This is a genomic window from Limnohabitans sp. Rim8, assembly GCF_945901735.1.
In the GTDB taxonomy this organism is placed as follows: Bacteria; Pseudomonadota; Gammaproteobacteria; order Burkholderiales; family Burkholderiaceae_C; genus Limnohabitans_A.
This window is the reverse complement of the sequence record NZ_CAMDLM010000033.1, coordinates 26,375-37,398: the sequence shown is the minus strand read 5'-3', so window position 1 is coordinate 37,398 and position 11,024 is coordinate 26,375. Positions and strand designations below refer to the sequence as shown.

The 11,024-nt window shown below is 60.4% G+C and carries 12 protein-coding genes; 10 read left to right on the top strand and 2 right to left on the bottom strand.

Annotated features, from left to right (window positions below; translation table 11 throughout):
• The 9 genes from Q0O99_RS14585 to Q0O99_RS14545 form a co-directional block, all read left to right on the top strand.
• The coding region (locus Q0O99_RS14585) for a helix-turn-helix domain-containing protein (protein WP_293752703.1) at positions 1-436 on the top strand (436 nt) is incomplete at its 5' end.
• A gap of 11 nt (positions 437-447) precedes the next feature.
• Entirely contained in the window at positions 448-795 is a 348-nt protein-coding gene (gene fliE, locus Q0O99_RS14580) for a flagellar hook-basal body complex protein FliE (protein ID WP_293752702.1), read from the top strand.
• 21 nt (positions 796-816) lie between these two features.
• On the top strand, positions 817-2,679 hold the full coding sequence (gene fliF / locus Q0O99_RS14575) for a flagellar basal-body MS-ring/collar protein FliF (protein ID WP_293752701.1): 1,863 nt from the start codon (positions 817-819) through the stop codon (positions 2,677-2,679).
• 19 nt (positions 2,680-2,698) lie between these two features.
• The gene (fliG, locus tag Q0O99_RS14570; RefSeq protein ID WP_293752700.1) at positions 2,699-3,805 is read left to right on the top strand and encodes a flagellar motor switch protein FliG; all 1,107 of its coding nucleotides are present in this window, start codon (positions 2,699-2,701) and stop codon (positions 3,803-3,805) included.
• Entirely contained in the window at positions 3,792-4,718 is a 927-nt protein-coding gene (locus Q0O99_RS14565) for a FliH/SctL family protein (RefSeq protein WP_293752699.1), read from the top strand. The genes fliG and Q0O99_RS14565 overlap by 14 nt, the downstream gene beginning before the upstream one ends.
• On the top strand, positions 4,715-6,034 hold the full coding sequence (locus tag Q0O99_RS14560) for a FliI/YscN family ATPase (RefSeq protein ID WP_293752698.1): 1,320 nt from the start codon (positions 4,715-4,717) through the stop codon (positions 6,032-6,034). Before Q0O99_RS14565 ends, Q0O99_RS14560 begins: the two co-directional genes overlap by 4 nt.
• A gap of 19 nt (positions 6,035-6,053) precedes the next feature.
• The gene (locus Q0O99_RS14555; RefSeq protein WP_293752697.1) at positions 6,054-6,503 is read left to right on the top strand and encodes a flagellar FliJ family protein; all 450 of its coding nucleotides are present in this window, start codon (positions 6,054-6,056) and stop codon (positions 6,501-6,503) included.
• A gap of 72 nt (positions 6,504-6,575) precedes the next feature.
• Complete coding sequence (locus Q0O99_RS14550) at positions 6,576-7,583, top strand: hypothetical protein (protein ID WP_293752696.1); 1,008 nt, start codon at positions 6,576-6,578, stop codon at positions 7,581-7,583.
• Positions 7,584-7,736: 153 nt separating this feature from the next.
• Positions 7,737-7,937 carry a hypothetical protein gene (locus tag Q0O99_RS14545; RefSeq protein WP_293752695.1) on the top strand — a complete coding sequence of 67 codons (201 nt, stop codon included), beginning with the start codon at positions 7,737-7,739 and terminating at the stop codon, positions 7,935-7,937.
• A gap of 17 nt (positions 7,938-7,954) precedes the next feature.
• Here the strand turns inward: Q0O99_RS14545 and Q0O99_RS14540 are convergent, their stop codons facing one another.
• Positions 7,955-8,725: an IclR family transcriptional regulator C-terminal domain-containing protein gene (locus Q0O99_RS14540; RefSeq protein WP_293752694.1), complete on the bottom strand. Its 771-nt coding sequence runs from the start codon at positions 8,723-8,725 to the stop codon at positions 7,955-7,957.
• 243 nt (positions 8,726-8,968) lie between these two features.
• On the opposite strand from Q0O99_RS14540, the gene pobA reads away from it, so the two are divergent.
• A complete protein-coding gene (gene pobA / locus Q0O99_RS14535; RefSeq protein WP_293752693.1) occupies positions 8,969-10,168 on the top strand; it encodes a 4-hydroxybenzoate 3-monooxygenase in 1,200 nt (399 codons plus the stop codon).
• A gap of 212 nt (positions 10,169-10,380) precedes the next feature.
• On the opposite strand, the gene Q0O99_RS14530 is transcribed toward pobA, so the two are convergent.
• A complete protein-coding gene (locus tag Q0O99_RS14530; RefSeq protein ID WP_293752692.1) occupies positions 10,381-11,022 on the bottom strand; it encodes a DedA family protein in 642 nt (213 codons plus the stop codon).
• Positions 11,023-11,024: the final 2 nt, after the last annotated feature.

Genomic DNA, 11,024 nt, shown 5'->3' with positions numbered 1-11,024 from the left:
CAACGTGCGCGAGCTGGAAAACGTGATGCGCCGTGCCATGGTGCTGTGCACCGACCATATGGTCACGCCGGCACACCTGATGTTTGACGACTGGTTGACCGCCAGCGCTGCGGCCTTGGCACCTGTGACTTGGAGTGCAGCACTGGATGTGGTGCCACAAGAGACCCCATCGGCCACGCACATGGAACTGTTCATGGCTGCGGCCAAGGACAACCTGGGCTTGCAAGAATCAGACAGCACCGACCAATGCGGCAGCTTGCCCACCGACCTGCACAGCGCCGTGCGCCTGAACGAGCACCAAGTGATCATGGCCACACTGGCCAGCACCCCCAGCAAAACCGAAGCGGCCAAACGCTTGGGCATCAGCCCACGCACCTTGCGCTACAAAATGGCCCAGTTGCGTGAGCACGGCCTGGCCATGGCAGCGGCCTGCTGAAGGAGACACGCATGATTGACAAAGCCATTTCGCCCGCCAATATCCAGTCGATGCTGCAAACCCTGCGCAGCCACCAGGCCCAGGCTTCGGGCCTGCCAGGTGGCGAGCAGCTCAAAGGCATTGCGCCTGAAGTTGGCAAGACCAACTTTGGCGAATTTGTCTCGGGTGCGCTCAGCCAGGTCAACCAAGTCCAGGTGCAGTCCTCTGAAATGCGTGCCGCTTTTGACCGGGGAGAGAACGTGGCCCTGACCGATGTGGTGCTGGGCATGCAGAAATCCTCTTTGGCCTTCGAGGCGACTTTGCAAGTGCGCAACAAGGTGCTCAAAGCCTACGAAGACATTTTGAACATGCCGGTCTGAACGATTTAAAGAGAACACACCATGGCCACAGCGACCGCAACAATGAACAACGGCATGATGACCGTGCCTGCCAACTCGGGGGCCGTCTCGGCACCCGCACCTGCGCCCAACGGCAGCATGGCACTGACCACCCCAGCCGGCGCCACAGGCGCCAACGAGCCGGGCACCGGTTTGAGCCCCTGGCAAACGCTGGGCATGGCGGACACCTTCACCAAAGTGCTCAACCAACCTTCGGTACGACGGGTTTTGCCGCTGATCGTGATGCTGGCCGTCATGGTGCTGTTTGGCTTGATGTATGCCTGGATGTCAACCACGCCTTACCGCCCGGTCATGCCCGGTCTGCAAGAGGCCGACCAGCAAGCCGCTTTCGAATCGCTCAAAACGTCTGACTTCAAACCCAAGATCGATCCGGCCACCGGCCAGCTGACGGTGCCCAGTGACCGTTTCCACGAGGCGCGCATTTTTCTGGCCGCGCAAGGCTTGCCCAAGGCGGGCGCGACGGGCCTGGATGGCCTGAAAGACCAGTCGTCCATGACCACCACCCAGTTCATGGAGCAGGTCAAGGTGAACGCCGCCATGGAGCAGGAACTGGCCCGCAGCATCATGCAAATTGGCAGTGTGCAAAGCGCCCGCGTGCACTTGGCCACGCCCAAACAAAGTGTGTTCGTGCGTGACCGCACGCCCCCTAAGGCTTCGGTGGTGCTGGCCCCCTACCCCGGCCGCGCGGTGTCCGCATCTCAAGTGCAGGCCATCGTTCATTTGGTGTCATCCAGCGTGCCCTACCTCACGCCGGACCACGTCACTGTGGTCGACAACGTGGGCAAGCTGATGACCGAGTCGGCCACCGAACAAAAATTAGGCCTGACTTCCGCTCAGGAGCAGCACAAACAACAAATGGAAGAGGTCTTGCGCAACCGCATCATGCAGATCCTCTCGCCCATGGTGGGCGAAGCCAATGTGCGCTCGCAGGTGAACTTGTCGCTGGACTTTACCCAGACCGAAAGCACCACCGAAGACTTTGACAACCGCGACAAAGGCCCCCGTACCCGCTCAGAGGTGCTGGCCGAAGACCGCGCTGCCGTGCGCGCTGCCGAGGGCATCCCGGGCTCACTGGCGAACTCGCCACCGGCCAACCCCACCACCACCAACAGCACCCAGGTGGACACGACCAAGGGCCAGTCTGAGTCGAACAACACACTGAGCAGCCGCTCCACGCGAAATTTTGAGATCGACCGTACGGTGCGTCATGTGCGCAGCGCCAGCGGCGGCATCCGAAAAGTCAGCGTGGCTGTGATCGTGAACGAGCGCCCTGCCCCGCCGCCGGCGGAAGGCGCGGCGGTAGACCCCAATGCACCCAAGAGCGTGCCCTTTACCCCCCAAGAAATTGAGCAAATGCAACAGGTGGTGCGTGGTGTGGTAGGTTTTGACCAAGCACGTGGCGACAATGTCTCGGTGGTACCCGCCCGTTTTGAAGCACCTGCACCCCTCGAGACCATACCGTGGTACATCGAAAATAAAGTGCAGTCCGGCCTGACCAGCGCCCTGATCGCCATCAGCTTCATCGTTTTCATGCTGATCGTGGTGCGCCCGATCATGCGCAGCATCACGACGGCCAAGTCTATGGCCGAAGAAGAAGAAAAAGCCAAAGCTGCGATGGCCGATGGCGAGCTCAGTGCCGAAGACATGCGCATGATCCAGATCGGCGAAGGCGAAAGTTTGGAAGAGATCAAGGCCAAGCTCAAGCCCAAGAAGTCGAGCATCAGCATCGACATGCTGGACACGGCCAACACCTACGACGACAAAGTGGCCCTCATCCGCATGCTGGTGGCCGAAGATTCAGGCCGAGTGGCCAACGTGCTCAAGGGCATGATCAAGGTTTCCTGAGAGACACAAGGACAAAACGATGGCTACGAAAAAAGACAACGAGAAAGATGCCAAAGGCAAGGACGCCAAGGAAGTCGCATCGGTTTTGGGCGATGCACCGATCGTGATGACCGAAGTGCTGCAAAAGGAGCTGGACGCCCTGACCGGCTCACAGCGGGCTGCGGTGCTGATGCTTTTACTGGGCGAGCAACAAGCGGCCGAAATCATCCGGTTTTTGAACCCCAAAGAGGTTCAGTCGCTGGGCGCTGCGATGGTGTCGGTGGCCGATTTGTCGCAAGAGGCGGTGAACGTGGTGCTCGACGAATTTGTGTCCACACTCAAGAAGCAGACCAGCTTGGGCTTGGGCACAGGAGACTATGTGGAGAAGGTCTTGAAACGCGCTTTGGGTGAAGACAAAGCGTCTTCGGTGCTCAGCCGCATCATGCCAGGCCAGGGCAGCAAAGGGCTTGAAATCCTCAAATGGATGGATGCCCGTTCCATTGCAGAAATGATCCGGGGTGAACACCCCCAGGTGGTGGCCATCATCTTGTCGGTGTTGGAACACATCGTGGCCGCTGACGTGCTGAATTTTCTGCCCGCAGAAGCGCGTCCAGAAATCATTCAACGCATTGCCAGCTTGGACACGGTGCAGCCTTCGGCCATGGAAGAGTTGGAGCAAATCATGATGAAGCAGTTCGCCACCAACTCTTCGTCCAAATCGTCCAGCTTTGGTGGCGTCAAAGCGGCCGCTCAAATTATGAACTCGGTCAAGGTCGAGCTCGAATCGGCCATCATGTCTGGCCTGTCGGTGATCGACGCCGATTTGATGCAAAAGATCCAGGACAACATGTTCACCTTTGAGAATTTGGTGAGCGTTGACAACCGGGGCATCCAGGCCATCATGCGCACGGCCGAGCCAGACCTGTTGATGGTCGCGCTCAAAGGTGCGCCTGACTTCGTCAAGGACAAGTTCCTGGACAACATGTCCGCCCGCGCTCGCGTCATGTTTGTGGACGACATGGAAAGCAAAGGGCCATTGCGCATCACCGAAGTGGAAGAAGCACAAAAGAACGTCATGCGTCTGGCACGCAAGCTGTCCGATGCGGGCGAGCTGGTGTTGGCAGGAGGCGGCGATGGCTTTGTCTGACCCGAATGCCCAAGTTGCCCCTTGGAGCACCAACCCTTTGCTCAACGGCAAAAGCCAGACCCCCAGTTTCCTGCGCACGCAATGGGACGAAGCCAAAGCGCACGCCTTTGGCCCCTGGCGTGTGGCCGACCGCAGCGAGCCGACCGACGCCCTGACCTCGCCTTCACCTCTGAATGCAAGCGAGTTCACCGACGACAGTCAGGCGCCAGCGCAAGAGGCCACAGAGCCGGCGGCCTTGGCGGCGCCAGAGCCCGAAAACACCTCAGTCTCGGAATCGGCACTGGCCGCGATGTTGGACGAGTCTTTCCAACGTGGCAACCAGGAAGGCCAGGCGCATGTGCACGCCCAACTGGACGCCGAACGCGAGAAGGAACGCGAACTCATCCGCCATTTGGGCATCGAGCTGCGCAGCATCAGCCAAGACCCCCAGCGGTTTTTTGAGCCACTCAAACGCTTGTCCTTGCACCTGGCAGAACAACTGGTGCGCGCCGAGCTGCAAATTTCTGGACAAGCCATTCAGGGCCTGATTCAGTCGTGCATCCAGCAATTGGACCACCCGGCGCAACCGGTCAAAGTCAGCCTGAATCCGCAAGACATGAAGCGCCTGCAAGCCATGGGGGAAGCCGTGACGGCCCACCTGGAGCTGGAGGCCGACCCCCAATTGCGCCCGGGCAGTGTGCGTGTTCGCGTACAAGACAGCGTGGTGCAAGACCTGATCGAGCACCGCCTGGAGTCGTTGGCCCGTCGCCTGCTGCCCCAGCCCGAGGCCTGGATGCAAACGTCCAGTCTGGTGCAAGACAAAGTCGATGCCATGCCTGAAAACACCCCCAAACGAGACTGGGACCGGCAAGTCATTGACGTGCAGGACACCGACATCAAAAACGCAGACTCCGGCGAGGACAGCCCGACATGAACTTCGATCAAGAAGTCAACCAGCTGATCGGCGGTCTGCATGCCCCAGAGCCCCAGCGCAGCGGCACCTTGGTGCGGTTGGTGGGGATGCGTCTGGAAACGCGTGGCCTGATGGCGCCGCTGGGCGCCTGCTGCGAAGTGATGGGGCAGATGGGCCACCGGGTCGAGGCCGAGGTGGTGGGCTTCAACGACGAAACGCTTTTTTTATTGCCCTTCACCGAGCCGCAAGGCATCGGTCCAGGAGCACAGGTGCGCGTGCTCAGCCACACCTCACAAGTGTGCCTGGGTCCCGATTTGCTGGGCCGCATCATCGATGGGCGTGGTCAGCCGCTCGACGGCAAACCGCCGCCCGAGTGCCGCGATGTGCTGAGCCTGCAAGGCCGTCCCATCAACCCCATGGAGCGTGGCCCCATCAAGGAAGTGCTGGACGTGGGGGTCAAAGCCATCAACGGCATGTTGACCATTGGCCGGGGCCAGCGCCTGGGCCTGGTGGCGGGCTCTGGCGTCGGCAAGAGCGTGTTGCTGGGCATGATGACCCGCTTCACCGAAGCCGACGTGGTGGTGATCGGCCTGATCGGTGAGCGCGGCCGTGAGGTGCAGGCCTTCATTGAAGAGTCTTTGGGCCCAGTGGGCCTGGCCAAGTCGGTGCTGGTGGCAGCACCGGCCAACGAGTCGCCCGTGCTGCGCCTCAAAGCCACGCACCTGACGCATGTGATCGCCGAATACTTTCGCGATCAAGGCAAAAACGTCTTGATGCTGGTGGACAGTCTCACGCGTGTGGCCCATGCGCAGCGCGAGATCGGTCTGGCTGTTGGCGAGCCCCCCACCGCCAAAGGCTACCCGCCCTCGGTGTTTGCGCTGCTGCCCAATTTGATCGAACGTGCCGGTGTCGGGCGACATGGCTTTGGATCGATCACCGCCATCTACACCGTGCTGGCCGAGGGCGACGACGCCAATGACCCGATCGTGGACATTGCCCGCGCTTCGCTCGATGGCCAGGTGATGCTCTCACGCAAGCTCGCCGATGCGGCGCATTACCCCGCCATTGACCTGACCGGTTCGGTCTCGCGGGTGATGCAAAACCTGCTCTCGCCCGAAGACCAAAAGCTGGCCAACCGTTTCAGGCGTTTGTGGACGCTGTACCAACAAAACCAGGACCTGATCCAGGTCGGCGCTTACGAGGCAGGCAGCAACCCAGACCTGGACCAGGCCATTCGCCTGCGCACGGCGATGGAACATTTTTTACACCAAGACATGCACACCAGCCAGGACGCCGCGGCCACGCGCCGCGAAGTCCGGGCCTTGATGACCGCCTGAAACCCCCAAGGAGAAAACCATGCGAGAAGCCCGAAATTGTTGGCCTGTGCTGGTGCGCAAAGCCCAAGACGCGGTCAACGATGCGCAAAACGACATCCTGCGGGCCATGGCCCGTGTCGATCAGCTCGAAGCCAGCCACCAGCGCCTGTGCAAGCTGTACGATGAATACCGCCTGCAGGAGCAGACCCACCAAGCGCCGGTGATGGGCATGCAAGCGAGCATGAACCACCGCCAGTTCATGGCCCAGCTGCTGAACCTGCAGCAGCGCGTGGTGGTCGACCTGGGTAAAGCCCAGGCCACGCTGACACAGATGCGCCAAAAAAAGCTGCAAGCCGATATCGAGTTGCACAAGATGACGTCGCTGGCCGAGCAAGATGTGAAAGCTGTGGCGCAAGACGCCAAACGCCACGAACAAAAGCAAATGGACGAGCTGGGCGTGCGCCAGTTCATCTTGGGCATGGGGTACTGAGCTGAAACCTTTGAGCTGATTCACTGCGCTATGTCAAGGCCATGTCTTAGGCTGGTGGCTATGCTGGCGCGCATGATGCGCAATATGGGTCTGATTTTTTGTGGCACGGTCTTGGGCGGGCAGGCTTTGGCCGATCCCTCCCACAGCACTGCCCAGGTGACCTTGTGGCCGACCATCCCCTTTGTGCGCGGCCAGGATCTTTGCCAATACCAAGATGCCTATGGCCGCACCCGCGCTCAACAGGCTAGCGACATGGCCCGATTGTTGGTCGACTTGATCCGCATTGGCGCTGAACCCAAGCAAGCACCTGAGTTGCTGCAGACCTTGGACAGCCTGATCGACCAAGGGCGGCAACGGGCCACGGGCGGATTTGGCATGGACGTCTTGCTCGAAGGCAGTTTCAAGGCCGCGCTCGACCGGGTGTATCAACTGCACCATCCCCAAGTGCGCAAGGTGAATTTATTCAACCCCACGGCCCTGAGCGAGTTGGTGCGCGTGCTGCGCGCCCAGCAAAGACAGGGCAGCTTGGAAGCCAAACAGCTTCAGGGTTTGACCGGCATGGCCTGGGGCACTTATTCCTTCAGTCCGGGATGCAAAGGTGATGTGCTGGTGACCCTGCACCTCGAAACCCAGCCAGGACACAGCTTCAATTACCAGGCCCGGGGCATGCCGGAATCGGTGATGGGACAAATCGCCTACCAAGTGTTCAGCCAGTTTCAAAAAACGCACTTTCCCAGCCAGGTCGCTTACCTGGGGAAAACCTTGGAACTGTTGGGTGCGCCGGGCAATGTGCTGGGCACCACCAACTCGCCGCGCAAAGCCCAATTTGCCTGCGAATGCATGCAAGCCCGATTGCCCACCGTGGGTGAGTACGTTTACCTGAGTGAATTGGGCGACTGGAACGGCGGCGTGAACAGCAGCAAGGGCTTGTGGGCTTTGTCACAAGAACGGGTGATGGCCCCAGAAATGCCCAACCCCTCCATGGTGCGATCGATCAAGGAATTCCAGTCGCCCGAAATACGCTATTTCTGCGTGCGGCCTGTGGTCGGAAAAAATATCGCCAGCCAGTGCAGCCCTTGAACAAGCCTTTCGCAAGGGCCTTGAATGAGGCCCCAGAGTGAGTTGACGTGCAAAATTACAAACGATTCCACTCACCCGCATTCCAGTCAAAACCCCATGCCCTCGCTCCAACGCGCCGTCATCACAGGAGCCTGCGGGGGCTTGGGGTAAAGCTTGGCGCGGCAGTTGCTGGGCTCGGGTGCGCAGGTCGCGCTGGTCGGCCTGAACCCCCATGCCTTGGAAGCCCTACAGGCACTGGCCCCCGAGCGCTGCCGCGTTCACACCCCCGACGTGTCCAACGCCCAGGCCATACAGGCCATGGCCGCCGACTGTTTGCATCACTGGGCGCGCCCGGAAGGATTTCATGAGTCATAAGACTTCCAAAGTATTCGTCACAACAAAGGTCGCAACTCCCTAGCGGCATCCTGCAACAAAGGCAACCACTTGTGTGCTACAGCCGCATCGGTCAGCTGCTCGGCAGTCCCCACCACATTCAATGCAGCCAGCGTAAGGCCTTGCATATTCCTCAATGGCACGGCAAGCGCGTGGATGCCCAACTCATGCGCACCGCGTGACAAAGCATGGTCCTGCTGACGCACCTGATCGATGATTTTTTTGAACGCCACTGACCCCACTTCAGTCTCGGGCGTGATGCGTGCCAGGCTGCGGCCTTTAAGCCAACCCGTCATGTCGGCCCTGGGCAAGTTGGCCAGCAAAACCTGCCCAGTCGAAGTGGCGTGCGCGGGCAAGCGTGCGCCCAAGTGCAAGCCATAGGCCAAGTGTCGAACCGGCTCGGCCGCGCCTGCGCTGCGGGCCACGATGACACATTCATCACCATCGAGCACGACCGCGCTGAAAGCCGCCTGCGTTTGCGCGGCCAAGCGGTTGAGCGTGGGCTGCAGGGTGCGCGGCAAACGCGAAGTGGCCATGTAGCTGCCCGCCAGACGCAACACCCGCGCCGACAACCAGTAATGCGCGCCATCGGTGTCCAGGTAGCCCAGTTCGGCCAGCGTGAGCAAGTGGCGCCGCGCCGCCGCCCGCGTGATGCCGGTGCGCTGCGCGGCTTGCGTGGCATTCAGGCGCTGACGTTCGGTGTCAAACGCTTCCAGCACGGCCAGGCCCTTGGCCAGGCTTTCGATGTAGTCTGCTTTGGCGATGGTCATTTGGGCCTTGTTCGTGAAATGTCGGGACTGAAGCCACCGACCTACAAGTGACAGACCCCGTAGGTCGGTGGCTTCAGCCCCGACAGGGTCGTTGGGAAAACCCGTTGATCTGCGTTAATTTGCGCGATCATCGCACAAAAATAACAAGCATCGCACAAACCAAAATCTACAGCGCTGACACGCCCTGACTTCTTGTCTAAGCTTGCGGGCATTGCCTTTGACCCACATTCCCGGAGACTTTTCATGACCGAAGCCACGCGCACTCAGGTTGCCATCGTTGGCGCAGGCCCCTCGGGCTTGCTGCTGGGGCAGCTGCTCTACAAAGCCGGCATCGACGCCGTCATCGTGGAACGCCAAAGCGGTGACTATGTGCTCTCGCGCATCCGGGCCGGTGTGCTCGAGCAAGTGAGCATGGATCTGCTCGACGAAGCCGGTGTGGGCCAGCGCATGCACAAGGAGGGTCTGGTCCACGGCGGTTTTGACTTGTTGTTCAAAGGGGCACGTCACCGCATCGACATGAACCAGCTCACCGGCGGCAAAAACGTCATGGTGTATGGCCAGACCGAAGTCACCCGCGACCTGATGGACGCACGCCAAGCCGCAGGCCTGCCCACGGTGTACGAGGCCGAGAACGTGCAGGTGCACGAATTCGACACCGCCAAGCCCCGCGTCACCTACGAAAAAAATGGCCAGCTGCATACCCTTGAATGCGATTTCATCGCCGGTTGCGACGGCTTTCACGGCGTTTGCCGCGCCAGTGCCCCTCAAGGCGCGATCAAGGAATATGAAAAGGTCTACCCCTTCGGCTGGCTGGGCGTGTTGTCCGACACCCCACCCGTGCACCATGAACTCATTTACGCCAACAGCACGCGCGGCTTTGCCCTGTGCTCGCAGCGCAGCGCCACGCGCAGCCGCTATTACCTGCAGGTGCCCTTGACCGACAAGGTCGAACAATGGTCCGACGACGCCTTCTGGGCCGAGCTGTGCAACCGCCTCGACCCCGAAGCACGCGAGCATTTGGTCACCGGCCCCAGCATCGAAAAAAGCATCGCGCCGCTGCGCAGCTTTGTGACCGAGCCCATGCGCTTTGGCCGCATGTTCCTGGCGGGTGACGCCGCCCACATCGTGCCGCCCACAGGCGCCAAGGGCCTGAACCTGGCGGCCACCGATGTGAAGTACCTGTCCACCGCTCTCATTGAGTACTACCGAGAGAACTCGGAGGCGGGCATCGACAGCTATTCAGAGCGCTGCCTGCGCCGCATCTGGCGTGCCGAGCGTTTCAGCTGGTGGTTCACCAGCCTGATGCACCACTTTCCCGAAAACGGCGACATCGGCCAGAAGTTCCAAGACGCCGAACTGGACTACCTGGTCCACAGCCAAGCGGGCTCGCGCACCATCGCAGAAAACTATGTGGGCTTGCCGCTCAATTTTGGCGACGCTTGATGAGCGCCCAGGGGCATGACGCAAGCCAACTGGCGGTGGTTCACCACGCGCTTTGTCGGACCTGAAGGCGCCGACCTACAAATACCGCCTTCCCCGTAGGTCGGTGCCTTCAGGTCCGACTTGGCCCCGTAGGTCGGTGCCTTCAGGTCCGACATTGTGGGCTGGCGCGAAGCGACATTTCGCGTTCTCGTGGTGCATGACAGCCCCGCGGCTCAGACACCGGCGCGGCGCGCCTTCCAGGCCCCGAACAGGGCGATCAGGCCGGGCACGATGATCAAGGCCCAGATGATCTTGCTCAGGTGCTGCTGCACGATCGGCAGGTTGCCAAACAGGTAACCCACCGACAACAGGCCCACCACCCAAATCACCGCGCCCACCACATTGAAGAAGGTGAATTTGCTGCGCGTCATCTCGGCCACGCCCGCCACAAAAGGCACAAAGGTGCGCACAAAAGGCATGAAACGGGCCAAAATGATGGTGATGCCACCGTATTTTTCGTAAAACGCATGGGCCTGGTCAAAACCGCGGCGACTGAAAAACCGCGACTCTTCCCACTGGAACACCCGGGGCCCGAAGTAGCGCCCGATGGTGTAGTTGGTTTGGTCACCCAAAATGGCGGCTGCGAGCAGCAGGCCCATGACCAAGGGCAAACTCATCAAGCCCGCGCCGCACATGGCCCCAACGATGAAGAGCAGCGAGTCGCCCGGCAAAAATGGCATGACCACCACACCGGTTTCGACAAAGATGATGAGGAACAGCAGGGCATAGACCCAAGCCCCATGTTGAGCGACAAAGGCCTCCAAATATCGATCGACGTGGAGGATGAAATCAACGAGTTGCAAAAGAATGTCCATGC

Excerpts from the sequence above, each read along its gene's own strand:
- fliE (WP_293752702.1), top strand. The coding sequence starts at position 448 with ATGATTGACAAAGCCATTTCGCCCGCCAATATCCAGTCGATGCTGCAA.
- fliF (WP_293752701.1), top strand. The coding sequence starts at position 817 with ATGGCCACAGCGACCGCAACAATGAACAACGGCATGATGACCGTGCCT.
- fliG (WP_293752700.1), top strand. The coding sequence starts at position 2,699 with ATGGCTACGAAAAAAGACAACGAGAAAGATGCCAAAGGCAAGGACGCC.
- Q0O99_RS14565 (WP_293752699.1), top strand. The coding sequence starts at position 3,792 with ATGGCTTTGTCTGACCCGAATGCCCAAGTTGCCCCTTGGAGCACCAAC.
- Q0O99_RS14560 (WP_293752698.1), top strand. The coding sequence starts at position 4,715 with ATGAACTTCGATCAAGAAGTCAACCAGCTGATCGGCGGTCTGCATGCC.
- Q0O99_RS14555 (WP_293752697.1), top strand. The coding sequence starts at position 6,054 with ATGCGAGAAGCCCGAAATTGTTGGCCTGTGCTGGTGCGCAAAGCCCAA.
- Q0O99_RS14550 (WP_293752696.1), top strand. The coding sequence starts at position 6,576 with ATGATGCGCAATATGGGTCTGATTTTTTGTGGCACGGTCTTGGGCGGG.
- Q0O99_RS14540 (WP_293752694.1), bottom strand. The coding sequence starts at position 8,725 with ATGACCATCGCCAAAGCAGACTACATCGAAAGCCTGGCCAAGGGCCTG.
- pobA (WP_293752693.1), top strand. The coding sequence starts at position 8,969 with ATGACCGAAGCCACGCGCACTCAGGTTGCCATCGTTGGCGCAGGCCCC.
- Q0O99_RS14530 (WP_293752692.1), bottom strand. The coding sequence starts at position 11,022 with ATGGACATTCTTTTGCAACTCGTTGATTTCATCCTCCACGTCGATCGA.